The 17,466-nt window shown below is 39.7% G+C and carries 13 protein-coding genes and 1 tRNA gene; all 14 read right to left on the minus strand.

The window, feature by feature from the left end:
- Positions 1–108 precede the first annotated feature (108 nt).
- Positions 109–205, minus strand: a tRNA-Sec gene (locus tag ACO6HM_RS10960).
- 46 nt (positions 206–251) lie between these two features.
- Entirely contained in the window at positions 252–488 is a 237-nt protein-coding gene (locus tag ACO6HM_RS10965) for a putative Se/S carrier protein (protein ID WP_485391084.1), read from the minus strand.
- Between the two features lie 9 nt (positions 489–497).
- The gene (gene yedF / locus ACO6HM_RS10970; protein WP_485391085.1) at positions 498–1,094 is read right to left on the minus strand and encodes a sulfurtransferase-like selenium metabolism protein YedF; all 597 of its coding nucleotides are present in this window, start codon (positions 1,092–1,094) and stop codon (positions 498–500) included.
- Between the two features lie 353 nt (positions 1,095–1,447).
- A complete protein-coding gene (locus ACO6HM_RS10975; RefSeq protein ID WP_485391086.1) occupies positions 1,448–2,584 on the minus strand; it encodes an aminotransferase class V-fold PLP-dependent enzyme in 1,137 nt (378 codons plus the stop codon).
- Between the two features lies 1 nt (position 2,585).
- Positions 2,586–3,899: a replication-associated recombination protein A gene (locus ACO6HM_RS10980; RefSeq protein WP_485391087.1), complete on the minus strand. Its 1,314-nt coding sequence runs from the start codon at positions 3,897–3,899 to the stop codon at positions 2,586–2,588.
- On the minus strand, positions 3,899–5,188 hold the full coding sequence (gene clpX, locus ACO6HM_RS10985; protein WP_485391088.1) for an ATP-dependent Clp protease ATP-binding subunit ClpX: 1,290 nt from the start codon (positions 5,186–5,188) through the stop codon (positions 3,899–3,901). The genes ACO6HM_RS10980 and clpX overlap by 1 nt, the downstream gene beginning before the upstream one ends.
- A gap of 18 nt (positions 5,189–5,206) precedes the next feature.
- The gene (gene clpP, locus ACO6HM_RS10990; protein ID WP_485381531.1) at positions 5,207–5,791 is read right to left on the minus strand and encodes an ATP-dependent Clp endopeptidase proteolytic subunit ClpP; all 585 of its coding nucleotides are present in this window, start codon (positions 5,789–5,791) and stop codon (positions 5,207–5,209) included.
- A 24-nt stretch (positions 5,792–5,815) separates the two neighbouring features.
- Complete coding sequence (gene tig, locus ACO6HM_RS10995) at positions 5,816–7,177, minus strand: trigger factor (RefSeq protein WP_485391089.1); 1,362 nt, start codon at positions 7,175–7,177, stop codon at positions 5,816–5,818.
- Between the two features lie 237 nt (positions 7,178–7,414).
- The gene (locus ACO6HM_RS11000; protein WP_485391090.1) at positions 7,415–8,671 is read right to left on the minus strand and encodes an ATP-binding protein; all 1,257 of its coding nucleotides are present in this window, start codon (positions 8,669–8,671) and stop codon (positions 7,415–7,417) included.
- A gap of 835 nt (positions 8,672–9,506) precedes the next feature.
- The gene (locus tag ACO6HM_RS11005; RefSeq protein ID WP_485391091.1) at positions 9,507–10,433 is read right to left on the minus strand and encodes a CehA/McbA family metallohydrolase; all 927 of its coding nucleotides are present in this window, start codon (positions 10,431–10,433) and stop codon (positions 9,507–9,509) included.
- Positions 10,426–10,902, minus strand: coding sequence for a DUF6669 family protein (locus ACO6HM_RS11010; RefSeq protein ID WP_485391092.1), 477 nt, complete (start codon positions 10,900–10,902; stop codon positions 10,426–10,428). Before ACO6HM_RS11010 ends, ACO6HM_RS11005 begins: the two co-directional genes overlap by 8 nt.
- A 77-nt stretch (positions 10,903–10,979) precedes the next feature.
- The gene (locus tag ACO6HM_RS11015; RefSeq protein WP_485391093.1) at positions 10,980–12,602 is read right to left on the minus strand and encodes a response regulator transcription factor; all 1,623 of its coding nucleotides are present in this window, start codon (positions 12,600–12,602) and stop codon (positions 10,980–10,982) included.
- Position 12,603: 1 nt separating this feature from the next.
- Positions 12,604–14,370, minus strand: coding sequence for a cache domain-containing sensor histidine kinase (locus ACO6HM_RS11020; protein ID WP_485391094.1), 1,767 nt, complete (start codon positions 14,368–14,370; stop codon positions 12,604–12,606).
- A gap of 1 nt (position 14,371) precedes the next feature.
- Positions 14,372–17,464, minus strand: a complete 3,093-nt coding sequence (locus tag ACO6HM_RS11025) for an alpha-mannosidase (protein WP_485391095.1) — start codon at positions 17,462–17,464, stop codon at positions 14,372–14,374.
- Between the last annotated feature and the right edge of the window lie 2 nt (positions 17,465–17,466).

Raw genomic sequence — 17,466 nt, forward strand, 5'->3', positions numbered from 1 at the left:
AGGGCGGATTAGGGACTTTCACCCTTTAGAAACGTGCGCCGCAAGGCACACTACAAAAAATGGGTGCTGCATAAACAGCACCCAAAACGGATATATTCCGATATATTCTGGCGAAGGCGTGTGAGAATCGAACTCACCCGGGACGCAAACGCGCCCTACACTGGTTTTGAAGACCAGGAGGCACACCAGTTACCTAACCGCCCCCAAAAAGACAACGGGAATATTATATCGCATTTTTTACGGTCTGTCAATCAGATTAGGCAACTATGTATAGCCTGTTCTTTAAGTCCTGCTTCTTTCATTACTTCTCTTATTCTATCCTCATTTTCAGGAGCAGAACACCAGGCAAGTCCACAACCGGCCGAGATAACCTTAGGTACAGGAATCATCCTTCCCGGCACATTTTTTTCTTCACAGAGGTTCTCCATCTTCATGGCATCTGTGGTATTGCTAAAGGTCACTACAATTTTTGCTTCTTTTGCTCTCATTTATACCTCTTATGGACGGATTACAAGACCTGAGTCAGCCATAGTCTGCGCAATATCATACATATTTGATACCTGTCCTACCTGAAGCTTCTCTGCTATGCCGTAGAAATTGAGACAGGTTCCACAGGTCATAATATTCACTCCTGCTTTCTCAAGGTTCTTAAGGTCCTCAAGTGATGCAGAGCCTTCTACAGTCAGATGCGCCCCACCGTTGTAGAAAATGATATTATCCGGGGTTGGAGTTACATTGGTAAGCGCAAAGATAAATGCCTTCATAAGATTCTTACCGAGTTCATCGTCTCCGTTTCCCATAGTTGCGCTTGAAATAACTACAGTTGTAGGTCCCGCCTTCTTCTCATTTTCACTCTTTTCTCCACTAGCTTCAGGCTTAACCTCTATACGCACAACGAACTCTTCATCTGATTTCTTTTCACTGGCAGCCGCAAAATTGCTCTTTGCAGCGAGCTTTAAGAGATTCTGAACTGCAGTATCGTTATCAACCACAACTTCAACAATACCTTCCTCAGTAAACTCTTCCATAGCTTTTTTTGCTGTAACTACAGGCAATGGACAAGCCATTCCTTTACAATCAAGTTTCTTTTCCATACTAACCTCCACATATATTATAGTTTCTCTTAACCCGCATATCTATCAAATATATGATAAAAGTGCCAAAAATGGGTAAATAGCCTATACCCTTTCATACGATATGTGTTCAAGAGTTCTTTTAACTATTAAAGTCTACCATTTTTACTTCTAATAGTCTAATAGACAATGCCTATAAATGTTGTCTATTATATGAATAATCTATAAGAAAGTTCTATTCCTATCACGACTATGAAATCCTGCTAATGAATATTTTTGTTATCGCACCAAAAACTAAAATACGCTTGAAGCTTTGACAGGACTATTATCTTTTGTCACTCTAAATACGATAAACATCCATTAGCAGGTAAAATTTATTCCTCTGCAAGAGTCCTTACGGCACTGATAGCTGTATCAATCTCCTCTTCTGTATTAAAATGAGAAAAGCTAAATCTCACAGCCCCTTGCTCCACAGTTCCCAGAGCCTTATGCATAAGAGGCGCACAATGTCCTCCCGGTCTGGTTGCTATCTCAAAGCGTTCTGAGAGTTCATCACTCACCGCTCCAGACTCATAATCTGCCAGATTAAGAGATACAATAGGACATCTGTCTTTTGCTTCAAAATCTCCGTAAATCTTGATTCCTTCGATATCCTTTACACCATTGTAAAATCTCTGCATAAGGGCGATTTCCTTATCATGAATGGTACTCATCCCGTATTCATTGATATAGTCGATAGCAGCATCAAGTCCTGCTATTCCATGTCCGTTTAATGTACCTGCTTCGAGTCTGGTTGGCATTTCAGGCGGCTGATGCTCACTATAGGTCTGAACGCCTGTACCTCCTGAAAGATAAGGGCGGATATCCACACCTGTCCTCACATAGAAGCCACCGGTTCCCTGAGGTCCAAGAAGTCCCTTGTGTCCGGTAAAGCAGAGAATATCTATTCCAAGCTCTTTTACATCTATAGGAAATACCCCCGCAGTCTGAGATGCATCCACTATAAAGAGAAGGTCATGCTTCTTTGCAATTTCTCCAACCCTTTTTATATCCACAAGATTGCCTGTGAGATTGGAGCCTGCGGTAGTTATAATAGCCTTGGTATTAGGATTAATAAGTCTCTCAAACTCCTCATAGTTTGGCCTTCCAAGCTTGTCAGCGGATACGAAGTACAGCTCTACTCCCTCATCCCTTATCTGATAAAGGGGGCGAAGCACGGAGTTATGCTCAAGACAGGTAGAAATGACAGAGTCGCCCTTTTCAAACAAGCCTTTAATCACTATATTTAGCCCTTCTGTCGCATTCATAGTAAATACTATGTTAGAAGGACCCTCAGCATTAAAAAACTTAGCCAACTTCATTCTGGTGGAAAATACAGTTCTGGAAGCTCCAAGCGAAGCGGAGTTAGTTCCCCTGTCTGCATTGCCTAAGGTCGTAAGTGCTTCTGTTACAGCCTCTACAACCTCCTTAGGCTTTATTCTTGTCGTAGCTGCATTATCTAAGTATATCATCCTACTCCTCCCTATATCTTCTTATTTCTTCAAGTTTCTTCTTAAATTCCTTCTCTGCTCCCATGCCGTAAGGCTCATAATAATGTCTGTCAGAAAGTGAATCCGGCAGGCATTTCATCTTAGTAATCTTATCCTCATAATTATGCGCATACTGATAACCCTTACCGTAGTCAAGCTCAGCCATAAGTGAAGTAGGTGCATTTCTTATGTGGAGAGGCACAGGCTCTGAAAATGTCTTTGCCGCATCATCCCTGGCCTTGTAATACCCTGCTTCCATGGCATTTGACTTAGGTGCTAATGCCATATAGGTCACAGCTTCAGCAAGGTTTACATTGCACTCAGGCATTCCAAGAAAATGGCAGGCCTGATAAGCAGCAACAGCCAGAGGAAGAGCCTGAATATCAGCGAGTCCAACATCTTCACTTGCAAACCTTATTACCCTTCTTGCTATGTAAAGCGGCTCTTCGCCTGCTTCAAGCATACGGGCAAGCCAGTACATAGCCGCATCAGGATCTGAATTTCTCATTGACTTATGTAATGCCGAAATAAGGTTATAATGCTCCTCTCCGTTTTTATCGTAGAGCAAAACCTTCTTACCGGTACACTGCTCGACTATTTCTCTTGTAACTATGGTTTTATCTTTGGTAAGTTCTCCGTTGTTTATCGCCATTTCAAGAGTGTTGAGGGCAGTTCTTGCATCACCGTTAGAGAATAAGGCTATGGCACGAATGAGTTCATCCTCTATCTCTACATTTAACATTCCAAAGCCTTTTTTATCCTTAAGCGCCCTTGTAAGTAGCTTAAATATATCATCAGTTGTAAGCTGTTTTAATACAAATACCTTACATCTTGAAAGCAAAGCGGCATTTATCTCAAACGAGGGATTTTCAGTGGTCGCACCAATAAGCACTATACTTCCTCTTTCCACAAATGGAAGGAAAGCATCCTGCTGCGCCTTATTGAAGCGGTGAATCTCATCTACAAACAAGACAGTCTTCATTCCCAGCTTTCTGGTCTCCTCAGCCTTCGCCATCACATCCTTAATCTCTTTTATTCCGCTGGTGACAGCACTGAAGTTGATAAACTGCGAATGAGTCTTTGCAGCTATTATTCCAGCAAGCGTAGTTTTGCCTACACCCGGGGGCCCCCAGAATATCATAGATGTAATATTATCATTTTCTATCAGTTTTCTAAGGATCTTACCTTCGCCTATCAAATGTTCCTGTCCTGCAAATGCAGAAAACTCCTCCGGCCTTAACCTGTCAGCCAGAGGAGTAACATTACGGCCTGTGTCAAAAAAAGACATCTGTTCCATTATGCTATTTCACCTTTATTAGTTGTTTTTTTCTTAAGTGTTATTCCTTTTTTAGGAGGCTTATCATCAGAATATATAATCTGAGGCTTTTCCTCCCCTTTTACAGCTGCCACAGTCACTATACACTTCACCGCCTTCTCTTCAGAAGGAAGGGTAAACATGGTGTCAAGCATGGTCTTTTCCATTATGGCTCTAAGACCTCTTGCACCGGTCTTTCTCTCAGCTGACTGCTTAGCTATTTCTCTTATGGCATCTTCTTCAAATACCAGTTCAACGCCGTCAAACTCCAGAAGCTTCTTATACTGCTTAACCATAGCATTCTTAGGCTCTGTGATTATACGCATAAGTGCTTCTTCATCGAGCAAATCAAGGGTGACTACTATAGGTACTCGCCCGATAAACTCAGGTATCATACCAAATTTAACAAAATCCTGTGGAGCAATCTGCTTAAGCAGTTCAGATACATCTGTTTTAGATTTATCCTCTATCTCACCACCAAAACCGATGGATTTCTTATCAATTCTTGCGCCGATGATCTTCTCTATTCCATCAAAAGCTCCACCACAGATGAAAAGGATGTCCTTTGTATCAATCTGTAAAAACTCCTGATGCGGGTGCTTTCTTCCACCCTGAGGCGGTACGGAAGCAACCGTTCCTTCTAGCATCTTGAGAAGCGCCTGCTGAACACCTTCACCTGATACATCTCTTGTTATAGAGGTATTCTCGGACTTTCTAGTTATCTTGTCTATCTCATCGATGTAGATAATGCCGTGTTCTGCTCTATCTATGTCGTAATCAGCTGACTGAATGAGCTTAAGAAGTACATTTTCAACATCCTCACCCACATAGCCTGCCTCGGTAAGAGTTGTAGCGTCAGCTATTGCAAAAGGCACATTGAGAAGCTTGGCTAAGGTCTGGGCAAGATAAGTCTTACCTGAACCTGTTGGACCAACCATAACGATGTTACTCTTTTGCAGCTCAACATCCAGGCTCTTTCCCATTGACACTCTCTTATAATGGTTATAAACCGCTACAGCAAGAGCCTTCTTGGCATCATCCTGACCTATTACATACTGGTCAAGAAAATCCTTAATCTGCTCAGGTTTGTAGAGGTTGAAGCCGTCTACAGCCTCATCAAGTTCAAACTCTTCTTCGATGATTTCAGAACAAAGGCTTACACACTCATCACAGATGTATACACCATGACCTGCGATGAGCTTTCTAACCTGATCCTGTGGCTTGCCACAAAAAGAACACTTCAATTTGCCCTGATCGTTACTTTTTGCCATCTATATCATTCCTCTATTCTATGCTCTCTTGGTAACTATTTCATCAATTAGACCATAATCCTTGGCTTCTTCTGCAGTCATGAAGTTGTCACGCTCTGTATCTCTTTCAATATCCTCTAAAGGTCTGCCTGTATTAGCCGCAAGCATCTCATTAAGTCTCTTACGAGTCTTTATGATGTTGTCTGCAACGATCTTGATATCAGAAGCCTGACCTCTTGCACCGCCTGAAGGCTGGTGTATCATTATCTCAGAGTTAGGAAGTGCAAGTCTTTTGCCCTTTGCACCACCCGCCAGCAGGAAAGCTCCCATGCTCGCTGCAAGTCCCATACAAATGGTAGATACATCACACTTGATATAATTCATAGTGTCATAAATAGCCATTCCCGCAGTTACTGAACCGCCCGGGCTGTTTATGTAAAGATGTATGTCTTTGGAAGGATCTTCTGCCTCAAGGAAGAGTAACTGAGCAATAATAACACTTGCCGATACATCTGTTACCTCTTCGCCCAAGAAGATAATTCTGTCTTCCAGAAGTCTGGAGTAAATATCGTATGATCTTTCTCCTCGGCTGGTCTGTTCAATGACATAAGGCACTAAACTCATATTTTCCCTCCGGTACTATTCTAATTATTCTTCTGTTGTTGTTTCTTCTTTTTTCTTTCTTGGCTTTCTTGTAGCCTTCTTTGGAGCCTCTTCAGCATCAGCTTCTACCGCTGCATCTCTTATGAAGTCGACAGCCTTAGATACTGCAAGGTCAGCCATCATGCTCTTCTTCTCTTCTTCACCGATAGCCTCTCTTAGCTTCTCTATCTCCATATTGTATGACTTTGACATCTCTTCAAGCTCTTTGTTGAAATCTTCCTCAGAAGCCTCAATCTTCTCAGCCTTAACAATAGCCTCAAGCACAAGTCTGCTCTGGATCCTCTTAAGAGCCTGTGGTCTGAGGTTCTCCATAAATGCATCAGGAGTCATTCCTGTGAACTGGAAATACTGCTCTGGGCTAAGTCCCTGCTGACGAATCCTATTTGCAAAATCCTGCGCCATCTGGCGTGTCTGTGATTCAATCATAGCCTCAGGAATATCCATCTTAGCTGCCTCGATAACCTTGTCAATAACAGCCTCTTCCTTTGCACTCTTAGCAGTATTCTCTTTGCGCTCAGCTATTCTCTTCTTAAGAGCTTCTTTGTACTGATCTACAGTATCATACTCGCTGATATCCTGTACAAATTCATCATCAAGCTCAGGAAGCTCCTTACGCTTAATCTCCTTAAGAACTACCTTGAAAGTAGCAGGCTTTCCGGCAAGAGCCTTTGCGTGATACTCCTCAGGGAAGGTTACATTCACATCGAACTCTTCTCCTGCCTTGTGGCCAACGATCTGCTCTTCAAAGCCTTCAATGAAAGCATGTGAACCAAGAGTAAGAGGATAATTCTCGCTCTTACCACCGTCAAACTGCTTTCCATCTACGTATCCGTCAAAGTCAATAACGGTCTCATCGCCATTTTCAGCTGCGCCGTCTTCAACCTTGATTGTTCTGGCGTTTTTATTTCTATCCTGGTCGATCTCATTGTTAAGCTCTTCTTCTGAAACACTTGTATCAGCCTTAGGAACTGAAACTCCCTTATACTCGCCAAGCTCAACCTCAGGCTTAACTGCTACTGTTGCAGTAAAGATGAAAGGCTTACCCTTTTCAATCTGTGTTACTTCTATCTCAGGCTGTGAAACTATCTCCAAATCGCTCTCTTTAACAGCTTCTTCATATGCTGCACCGATGATTTCGTTAGCAGCATCCTCGAAAAATACTTCTGCACCGTACATTTTCTCAATCATAGCAAGAGGTGCTTTTCCCTTACGGAAGCCCGGAACAGCAATTCTGTTCTTCTGCTTATGATATACCTTGTTGATTGCTGCTTCTAATTCTTTTGCTTCTCTTTCAATGGTAAGCTTTACCATATTCTTCTGCTCTAAGTTCTCAATCTTTGCGCTCATATTAAATAATATCCTCCTTAAATTATAGCTAAATATATGCTATGACAGTTTATCATTATAGCATAGGGGCTTTGAAATTACAAGAGTAACCCTAGCAAAGTCAAACAAAAGTCACAATTTGTAGTTTTTCAAATTAAATGCAACATGGTGTTGCACCTACTTTGACATATACCCCTATTGCATTTAACCTGAAAGATATGCATTCAGGCTTGTTTGCTGACATTTACCAAATGATTCTTAGAAACCATTTACACTGTACCTGGTTCCTCTTCCATTACCAAGCTTTTCTATGTAGCCTCCTTTCAATAAGCTGTTAAGTATCCTTACTGTCTTTGTTTTCCCAAATCCTGTTAGCTCCATGACTTCAGATGATGTAAGTGATCTTTGTACCAGATTACTATAAATGCTGTATTCATCATCATTTAGTTTAGGCAGTTCGCTCTCCAATACAGGGAGTGACAGTTTTATAGAATTTTCATATACAGTAATAACCGGTTTAATTTTGCTTTTCTTATATGATGCAAATATACGATATATTCCTGTTCCAAAACGTTCTATAATTCCCAGCCTAAAAAATACATTTCCAATTATTGGATTTCTTAGAACTGATATTTGTCCGTCTATGTATTCTTCATTTGTCAATCCTTTGGGAAGGCTTCCCGGTGAAATAATTTCTATTTTATCATCAAACATAGATATATTTATATTTGACCTAATATCCCAGGTTCTATGTACCAGAGCATTAGCTACCGCCTCTCTAAAAGCTCTCTCAGGTATTTTCTCTATTTTTTTTCTCAAAGAACCTTCTATAACCTCATATTGATAATACTGTCTATATTTCTCTAAAGCTTTATCATACTGTTTTAGTATGGATATTCTCGCAAATTCTGCTCTATCCAAAAAAGTATTAATATCTTTCCCAAATCTAACCATGTCTATCCCCGGAAAGTCATTATTATCAGCCAGAAGCTCTCCCGCAATAGTATAGCCTTCCTTCTTATTGTACAATTCAAGAGTTATCAGTAAATCCTTTGAGAGTTTTTCTATCCCCATTACACTCTTTAATTTTTCCCCTAAAACCTTAAACTCCAGTCTGTTTTTTGAAGAAGTCAGGCTGTCATATGATTTGTTTTGTCCTTCAAGTATGAGTCTTGTCAACTCTAAAGCATCTACCTCAATAGTAGCGCTATCGTTTCTTTTATACGCCTTTGATTTATAAAAATATGGTTTATAACTTCCTTCTTTTACTGTTAGCGTTATTATATTTTCATCACAAATCGTTAAACTGTAGTCAGGAGCAGGTTTAATAGAATCATTTATCATGTTTTCAATATTAAGGCAGGTACTTTTTACATCTTTTATCCCCACGACACTCCCATCATCTTTTCTTCCAAATTCTATCTTTCCTGTACCATAATTAGCAAAAGCACTCACTGTTTTTAGGAATGTATTTGATACTGTTTCCTTAAATTCCAAGTTTTTTGTTTCCCTCATAAGTTCCTCCCTATATGTTATTTATGAAATTCATATATTGGTTTACTGCTTAACTTTTCCAACACTATTGTCTTCAATCTGTCTCCATTAATCACTCGCATTATAGCACAAAAGGAACGAAAAAGCGAACGTAAAATTTACGTTCGCTTTAAATTGATCTTATTTTTTGGTGAAATCGCTTTTTACAAGTAGTGCTCATTTATTATGAAGTTGTTGTTATTGATTTCGATTTATTACCTGTAAAAATGAATATAATAAATGATAATGTTGGTATATTTAATATTAACATTATCAAAGCAAAATCACTTGAGGACAGCACTTTTCTTGAAATTGTAACGGCGGCAATTTCTGTGGCATCTTTTGATATGCTATAACTATTATAAGACTCCGAATTATGCGTTTGACTTATTATTGCATTCTTATCATTTGAATAACCTATAAGATTATTGCTATGATTAATGCTATTATTAATATATATGCACCCAACAATCGATAAAACAAAAAAAAGAGATGGGATAATCAATTTTTTTATTAAAAATTTATCTGAACAAATATTTTTTTGCAATTTATAACATAATAGCAAGAAAACAATATATAACAATCCAACCATTTGCTTGTATCCTCCTAAATTTCATTAATTTAATATTTTGTCATTATAATTGATATCATTTTAAAATACAATATGAAAATTCTTTTTAATTAAGACAAATGCTTGAAAATCCAGCAATTTTAATTGATATATTATTAACTCTATTTCATCTACTTTTACGTTCACATAAAGTCCGAAAAAGCGAACGTAAATCTCAGCGTTCGCTTTTTTCAACCCTAAATTCTCTTAAATCCTTACCACTGGCGAGATGCAAACCAAGTTCTCTATGTCAGTATCTTTAATATATAGCTTAGGTATGATTATATCTTCACCCTTTAGGTCATCAAAGGAAAGAACTACTTCTTCATTCTCAGATATTTCCTTTGTAATAAGCCCATTCTTGCCTCTTAAACTAATTATATATCTGCCGGTTTCGGAGTAAATAAAGCCGGACTTTTTAGCATCAAAAAGGCTTAATTTAATGTAGTTTTCTTCCTTGGAATAGTCGCATATAAGAAGCATTCCCTTTGACACCCAGGTCCTACCACCCTTTATAGCACTGGATAGCTCTGCTTCAACATCTCCGTCTTCTTCTCCCTCTATGAAGGTCGCATACTGGTTCCCCATGTCCCAGTGACCGTGCAAATCCATACCACAGGTCGCTGCAAGCCTCTTGCCATCTAAGATTAGCTCCTCCCACCAGTGAAGTCCCTTTTCATTTACTTCGTGTAAAGGTTCAGGGTTGTTAAATACCTCAATAAAATCAACAGCAGAAAAGTCCTTCACCTTCATTTCAAACCTGCATCCCTTTGCAAAAGGCGCACCAAAGGAGAAAGGATGAGCTATCCCAACCAAGGCTCCCTTTGCCCTGGCGGCGTTAAACAAAAGCTCAGGCTTAAAAAAGTCAATCGAGTCCCAAGGCACATAGACAGGGAGGTTCAGACAGAGAATATGACCGTAATAAGTCGTATATTCCATACCGTAGATACATTTTGTCTTATAATCCCCATTATCTAAAAGTTTTTTAATAATAGAATGTCCCGATATGGTGTTGTGGTCTGTGATTGCAAAGGCATCCGCCCTGTCAGCCTCCATGATTTCAAGCAATTCCTTACAGCTAAGAGAGCTGTCGGATTCTGTAGTATGATTGTGAAGTTCAAGCCTCTTATACATCGCTCTCTCCTCTCTGCGCATGAACGCTTACCTCATAAGGGGTTTCATCCATCAGCACATTAAACACAAGTACAGTGACCTTTAGCACACCCTCAAGGCTTTCGGGCATCACACAGCCCTCCGAAAGCTTAGAAGGAGAAAAAATCATATGCCTTTCAAGCCTCTGCTTATGAATACAGCCGATGAACTCATCATTAAGGGTTGCCATAAGATGAATCTCGGTTTTCATATTGTGGAGGCAGTTGTCAAGTGCTTCCTCATCATTTTCTCCAAGGCTGATGCCATACTCTCTTTTGCAGAATTCTTTCATTTCCTCCAAGGGAACCATATCCGCTGATGGAAAATGCTGCTTTGAAAACTTCAGGCAAATGTCTAACTCACTGCACTTATAAGGCAGGCAGATAGTATAGGTTATCTGACCTACAAAGCCCGAATTAAGCTCTCCCTTTACCCTGTACAATTCTTCCATAAAGCCTCCTAATAGGTGAAATCTCTCTACTGTGTTAATATACATAAGCTTCTTTTCATTTACTTAAAGTAAGTTCTCTATAATTGACTATGAATTCCATAGTCCCTGTCCTGCTTTCTGTACATAAGAGGGGTTATTCCCTCCGACTTCTTAAACACTCTAAAAAAATACTGGCTGTCTTCATAACCCACCTTTTTAGATATGTCGGTAACACTTTCCTCAGTATTTTTCAGATAATCCTTTGCAGCCTTTATCCTAAGTTCCGTAAGATAATTAATCGGCGAGCTGTTCGTCTTCTTCTTAAATAGGGCGGAAAAATAATTGATATTCAGGTCATATCTTTCCGCAATGTCATTTATACTAATATCCTTGTTAAAATTATTCTTCATAAACTCTATTGCAGAGAGGATTTTTTCATCCGCAGTCTTTTCCTTGTCTCCACTCTTCTTAAGAGAAACCTCTATGATTGAAGTCAGTTCCTCCCTGACCTCTTCTATGTCTTCAAACCTCCCCGACCTTGAAAAGGCTGAAAGTATGGTCTCAACATCATTTTCCTCATAATCAGCAGAATTTCGTAACAAGAGATTTAACACCCTCACCCACATAACCCTCAGATAGTTAATTCCGTATCTTCTAAGGGTATCTTTTGAAAATATATCAAGAGCAGCATTTTTAGCCTTTTGTATCTCTTTTCTCTTGATATAGTTTTCGAGATTGTTAAGCTCCGATATAGGAAAGTTCTCAATAGGCACATCCTTCATATCTTCGTAAAAGTAAATATTTGCCTTACCAAAAAGCATAACCTGATTGAGGGCTTTTTCTGCCTGTTTGAGACTCTTTTCATTTATTTTTTTAGCAGGCTTACTCATACCGAAAGATAATATTATATTCATATATTTTTCAAGCACAGCCTGGATACCTAAAAATATTTTCTCAGAGTCTTTTCTTAATCTCTTCTCATTCGGAGAATAAAGCAAAATAAAGAGTTCACTTTTATTGGTCAAGTTATTTGCAATCAGCTTGTCCGACTTGGTAGTAATCTCAGCAAAGACATTTTTGATGGAAAATCTTAAAAGGTCTATTTCTCCCTGAGTGAAGCTCCCATTTTCAAAGCTGCTTTGATGTATGCTTATTATGCCAAACATAAAGTATGGACAGGTTTCTTCCTTTTCGCCTAGAAGATAGGGATAGTTTTCCTCAATAAAAGGATAGCTGCCACTATCTACACTGTTTACAAGAAGATTAAAGTCCTTCTCAAAAAGGTATTCAGCCTTTTCCCTTGTAAGTATCCCCTTGTGAATGGATGCCTCCTTAATCATTTTCTCGCTCTTAAGCTCATAGATAACCTTGTCAATGCACTCCTTCAGCTTGTCCTTAGATACAGGCTTAAGCAAGTATTCTGATATACCAAGAGATATAGCCTTTTGGGCATAGGAAAACTCTGCATATCCGCTTAGAAGTATGAACTTAGTACCTTCCCTTTCCTTCTTTGCCTCTTCCACAAAGCTAAGCCCGTCCATTTCAGGCATGGATATGTCTGTAATTACAATGTCAGGCTTTACTTCATTTACAATTTTAAGTGCAGACCTTCCAGTATCTGCCTCAAGTATTTCATCAAACCCATAATTAAGGAATTCAAGCTGTGCTATTATTCCCTGTCTTATAAGGTTTTCATCATCTACAACTAAAATTTTATACATATCAGTCCCATTCCGGATTCTTTGCAGGAATAGTGATGATACAGCTGCTGCCCTGATTAGGTGAGCTTGAAAGCCTTACGCCGTATTCATCACCGTACACAAATTTGATTCTTTGGTTTACATTTTTAACTCCAACTCCTGAGTTCTCATCACTTTCCATTCTTCTTAAGTTAATAACCTGATTTATATGGTCTACCTTCTCTGCATCCATACCTACTCCGTCATCTTCAATTCTTATAACAAGGTTGCCCTCACAAATCTCAGTACGTATTTCTATTATACCTCCATTAGCCCTTGGAGCGATTCCGTGTAGGATGGAATTCTCAATTATAGGCTGCAGGATAAACCTTGGAACGAGGCAGGACTTAGTATCCGTCTCCACATCATAGAATACCTCAAGTTTATCTCCGTACCTCATTTTCTGTATGAAAATATAGTTCTCTATGTGAGTTAACTCATCCTTTAGCGATACAAAGTCACCATAGTTTTTACCGAGGCTGTATCTGAATATTTCGCCCAGTTTCCCCGCTATATCGCCTATAATAAATACCTTATTTACCGCAGCTATACTGCTAATAGTCTCGAGTGTATTGTATAGAAAATGAGGATTAATCTGCAGCTGGAGGTTCTTTAGTTCCAGTTTTTTTCTATCAAGCTCCTGTACATAGTTGGTCCTTATGAGCCTGTCAAGCTTAATAAGCATCTGGCTGAAATGCTCATCAAGGCTCGTTATCTCATCACCGCCTGTGATAGGCTCTTTCACACTCAAATCCCCTGTTTCCGCCGTCTTAAACTTGTCCACAAGCAGATTCACCCTTTTTGAGAAACGCTTTGCAAATAAGCCCGCTGCCAAGACGATAACTCCTATAAGGGCAAAAAGTACAGGGAAGAACAGATTAATTATATTATTCCTTTTACTTACAAGCTCTTTGTTGTCAAAGGCAAGGTCTGCTTGTAATCCAAGGTTGTCAAAGTTAAATCTATACACCACATAGCCATTAATCTTTATTCCTTCCTCATCATTTAAGGCTGTGTGCTCAAGTATTTCTTTTCTTGCCTCTTCTCCCATAGCAGTTTCAGCAAAAAGTACCTTCCCCTCTTTATCAGAAAGAATGATGTCAAAGCTGCCGTTTTCTCCCTCACCTGAGACAGAAGAAAACATCCTGTTTAAGTTCACATCCAGCTTAACAGCTCCTATGTCCTTTTGGGCAAGGGATCCGGTATCCAGTATGTAGATATTATACACTAAAGACGCTATGCTCGTTTTAGTATTTTTTCCACTCGCATAAGGGTAAGTGAACCACTTCCCTTCTCTGTCATTATAGTAATTATACCAGCTCTCTTTCCTCGCAACCTCCCAGGTAGAGGCACTTCGTCCAAATATATCCCTGCCTTGCAGCTTGGTGTAGACCATACAGTTATTTATCTCATTTCTGCCTTCAAGGAGCAGACTCTTAAAAATCTCCTCACTAATTAACTCCCCCTTTATATATGGGGAATCCAGAGGATTTAAGAGCTGCTCCTGTATGGTTGTATTCTTGGATACCACAAGTACACCTGTTTCAAGTCTGTTAAGCCTGTCTTTTATATTGTTGATGTACTGCAGTCCAATCTGTTTATATGAGGCAGTAAGCTCCTTCTCAGCTGTACTTTCAAGATTTCTAAACAGTATTATACTGACTAAAATAATCGGTACAAGACTGATAAGGAGCGAAAATATAAGAACCTGCCTAAATATTGTTTTTGAATGTTTTACGGTGTTTATCATATTATTTTAGCATTATTGTCTTAATTTCATAAGGCTTTACTTCCACTTCTATAGCTGTATGCTTCCACTCCCCCAGAGGGTTTTCCATAAGGTCAGCCTCACACCAGCTATCAAACTTAAGCCCTGTTGTCAGAGTCAGCCTGCCTCTTCTGCCTGTATATTCGTGGAAGCGAAGCACATAAGCCTCTTCATTTTCAGCCTTCTTAAAGGCATCAAGCACAATATTTTTTGCATCAAAGCTGATTAAACTCTCATTACCAAGAGCGGATGCACCATCAAGTACAACCACAGGTGAATTGAGGTCAAAGGCTTCCTCTTCAAGACCCGAGTTATACCACTCTTCACTATGAGGATAGAGGCTATAGGTAAACTCATGTGTGCCGTAGTCTGCGCTGTAGTCAGGGTCTGTTGCTGACTTTAAGAGGGAGAGTCTCATAGTGTCTTCCTTGATATCATAGCCGTATTTGCAGTCATTTAGAAGAGCCACACCATAGCCTGTCTCAGAAAGGTCTGCCCACTTATGAGCTACCACTTCAAACTTAGCAGCCTCCCAGGAAGTGTTTCTTGTGATAGGTCTTACTATATTTCCTTCCTGCACATCATATCTTGCAAATACTCCTCTTATGTCTACAGAGAATGCAGTTTTTAGAATCTTCTGGCTTTCCTTCCAATCTACTACTATCTTAAAGTCTATTCTTCGCTTGTCGTTGTAGAGGCAGAGGGTCTGCATAATCTTAGAGTTATTGTAATTATAGGTAAAATGAATGAAGTAACCAAGTTCATTCTTAGTCTTTATGATATTGCCGTCACAAGGAATCTCCTCTTTCTTAAGGTCTATGGTAGATTCAAGCTCCCAGGCATCAAAGCAGCGAGGCTTATCTTCAAATATCTGGAAGACGTTGGCAAACTTACCCTCCGGTATAACTTCTCTGTCTGCACCCTTATCATAGAGTCTTACTAGTCTTCCTTTATCATCCCAGGAAACTATATAATAAGGTGTTTCTACTGTATTCTCTTCAAATTCTTCTGCCACATTCTCTACCTTGGCAGTTCTTGTAATTGTAGTAAAGGCTAACGGCTTAAGTCCTTTCACATATACTAGGTCTTTCTCACCACATCTATGGCTAGGAAGCACATTTCCCTCACTATCTGTATACTCATAAGTCTCAGTCCCTGCAGGAATCTTTACAATGCTGTCTCTTTCCCAGTTTGCCTGATTAAATAGAGTGAAGGCATTTTCTTTCTCAGTTACAAATGAGGCCTTTGAAGCCTTGGTAGCATTTTCAATATACTTTAAGGCTCTTTCATACTCTTCATGGCTGTCCTCATATACCTCGTGGATACTTGAACCCGGAAGTATATCGTGGAACTGCTCACAGAGGACTATCTTCCAGGCTTTAAGGAATTCTTCTCTATTATAAGGCTTGTCAAAAAGTTTTTCAGCAAAGACCGAGAGCATCTCCTCTTCCCTTAGCTTATACTCCATAAAGCGGTTCATCTTCTTGTTGTAGCCCTGAGAGGTGTAAGTTCCCCTGTGGAACTCAAGGTAGAGCTCTCCATCCCAGATAGGAAGATAGCCGTTATAAGGATTTTCTTTGATTGTCTCATTTAACTTTCTAAAGTACTCAGTAGCCCTTCCTGTCTCTACATTTGGAATGCCCGGCATAAGCTTTGCAGCCTCTATATACTTAATCATTTCTCTGGTAGGACCACCACCGCCGTCACCAAATCCATAAGATATAAGTAAGTCTCTATTTAAGTCTTTATTTCTGTAATTATCCCATACTCCCTTTATCGCATAAGGCCTGCTTTCGCCGTTGTAAGTGTAGGTTACATCATTTAATTCTGTTGTGGTTACAAAATGTGTGGTTACCTCACTTCCATCCATTCCACGCCAGATAAAGGTATCATAAGGAAGTCTGTTGGTATCATTCCAGCTTATCTTGGTAGTCATAAATGTATTGACGCCTGATTTTTTAAGAATCTGAGGCAGAGCCCAGGAATAGCCAAATACATCAGGGAGCCATAAGAACTCACTCTCATAGTCAAATTCTTTTTTGAAGAAATTTTTACCTACAAGTATCTGCCTTATGATGGATTCACCTGATGCCAGGTTACAGTCACATTCTACCCACATGGCACCTGAAGGCTCCCATCTGCCCTCAGCCACCCTCTTTTTGATATGTTCATATATATCAGGATAGTCCTCTTTCAGATAGTCATAAAGCTGAGGCTGTGTCTGTATAAATATGTATTCAGGATACTTCTCCATGAGCCTGTTAACTGTAGAAAATGATCTTGCAGTCTTCTCCCTTGTATGTCTAAGCCTCCAAAGCCAAGCCACATCTATATGAGTATGGCCAAGCATGGTCACATTTACTCCCGGTTTCCCCTGTCCCTTAAACTTATCCCTAAGGTAGTCAAGGGCAGTCTGCAAACTCTTATAATAGGCCTCACTCTTATTATTGGTAAAGTCAACAAGTCTGAAGGCCTCTACCAGCTGATTTAAGATATAAGACTTATACTCATTATTTTCATCAAGGAGTTCGTGTGTCTCAAGTGTCGCCATAGCAAGGTAGTAGAAATCATCTGCTGCCGTATCAAGCACACAAAACTCTGCCCTGTCAATGGACATGGTCATCTCACGAGGCCTGCCGCCACCGTTAAGTCCTGACCAGATTCTAAAGCTTAATTCAAGCTCTCTTCCTGTTTCTTTTATATTAAAGAAAACCTCTTTATGATTGCCGTCAACTCCCTGATAAGGCTTGCCATTTACATATAAAAGGCTCTCAAAGTTGCTGTTATTGCCTGTACCCATAGGAACGCCAAAGTCAAAAATGCCAAGTATATTTTCATCTCCAAAGGACTCAGGTATGCTTATCTTGGTGCAAAGCCAGTTGTATTTATCATAACCCTTTGACCTGAACCCCTGACCTACCTTTACAGAATCACCCTTAGGAGTTCTGCCACCTACAACTCCGTCATCCTCGTACCAGTCAAATTCTTCAATAGGCACAAGGTTTCTATATCTGTTCTCTCCTATTTCCTCGAGCAGATTGTGTATTCTTTCCTGATGCTTAAAATCAAAAGGCATAA

It is taken from the genome of Catonella sp. (assembly GCF_057250765.1).

Excerpts from the sequence above, each read along its gene's own strand:
- ACO6HM_RS10965 (WP_485391084.1), bottom strand. The coding sequence starts at position 488 with ATGAGAGCAAAAGAAGCAAAAATTGTAGTGACCTTTAGCAATACCACA.
- yedF (WP_485391085.1), bottom strand. The coding sequence starts at position 1,094 with ATGGAAAAGAAACTTGATTGTAAAGGAATGGCTTGTCCATTGCCTGTA.
- ACO6HM_RS10975 (WP_485391086.1), bottom strand. The coding sequence starts at position 2,584 with ATGATATACTTAGATAATGCAGCTACGACAAGAATAAAGCCTAAGGAG.
- ACO6HM_RS10980 (WP_485391087.1), bottom strand. The coding sequence starts at position 3,899 with ATGGAACAGATGTCTTTTTTTGACACAGGCCGTAATGTTACTCCTCTG.
- clpX (WP_485391088.1), bottom strand. The coding sequence starts at position 5,188 with ATGGCAAAAAGTAACGATCAGGGCAAATTGAAGTGTTCTTTTTGTGGC.
- clpP (WP_485381531.1), bottom strand. The coding sequence starts at position 5,791 with ATGAGTTTAGTGCCTTATGTCATTGAACAGACCAGCCGAGGAGAAAGA.
- tig (WP_485391089.1), bottom strand. The coding sequence starts at position 7,177 with ATGAGCGCAAAGATTGAGAACTTAGAGCAGAAGAATATGGTAAAGCTT.
- ACO6HM_RS11000 (WP_485391090.1), bottom strand. The coding sequence starts at position 8,671 with ATGAGGGAAACAAAAAACTTGGAATTTAAGGAAACAGTATCAAATACA.
- ACO6HM_RS11005 (WP_485391091.1), bottom strand. The coding sequence starts at position 10,433 with ATGTATAAGAGGCTTGAACTTCACAATCATACTACAGAATCCGACAGC.
- ACO6HM_RS11010 (WP_485391092.1), bottom strand. The coding sequence starts at position 10,902 with ATGGAAGAATTGTACAGGGTAAAGGGAGAGCTTAATTCGGGCTTTGTA.
- ACO6HM_RS11015 (WP_485391093.1), bottom strand. The coding sequence starts at position 12,602 with ATGTATAAAATTTTAGTTGTAGATGATGAAAACCTTATAAGACAGGGA.
- ACO6HM_RS11020 (WP_485391094.1), bottom strand. The coding sequence starts at position 14,370 with ATGATAAACACCGTAAAACATTCAAAAACAATATTTAGGCAGGTTCTT.
- ACO6HM_RS11025 (WP_485391095.1), bottom strand. The coding sequence starts at position 17,464 with ATGCCTTTTGATTTTAAGCATCAGGAAAGAATACACAATCTGCTCGAG.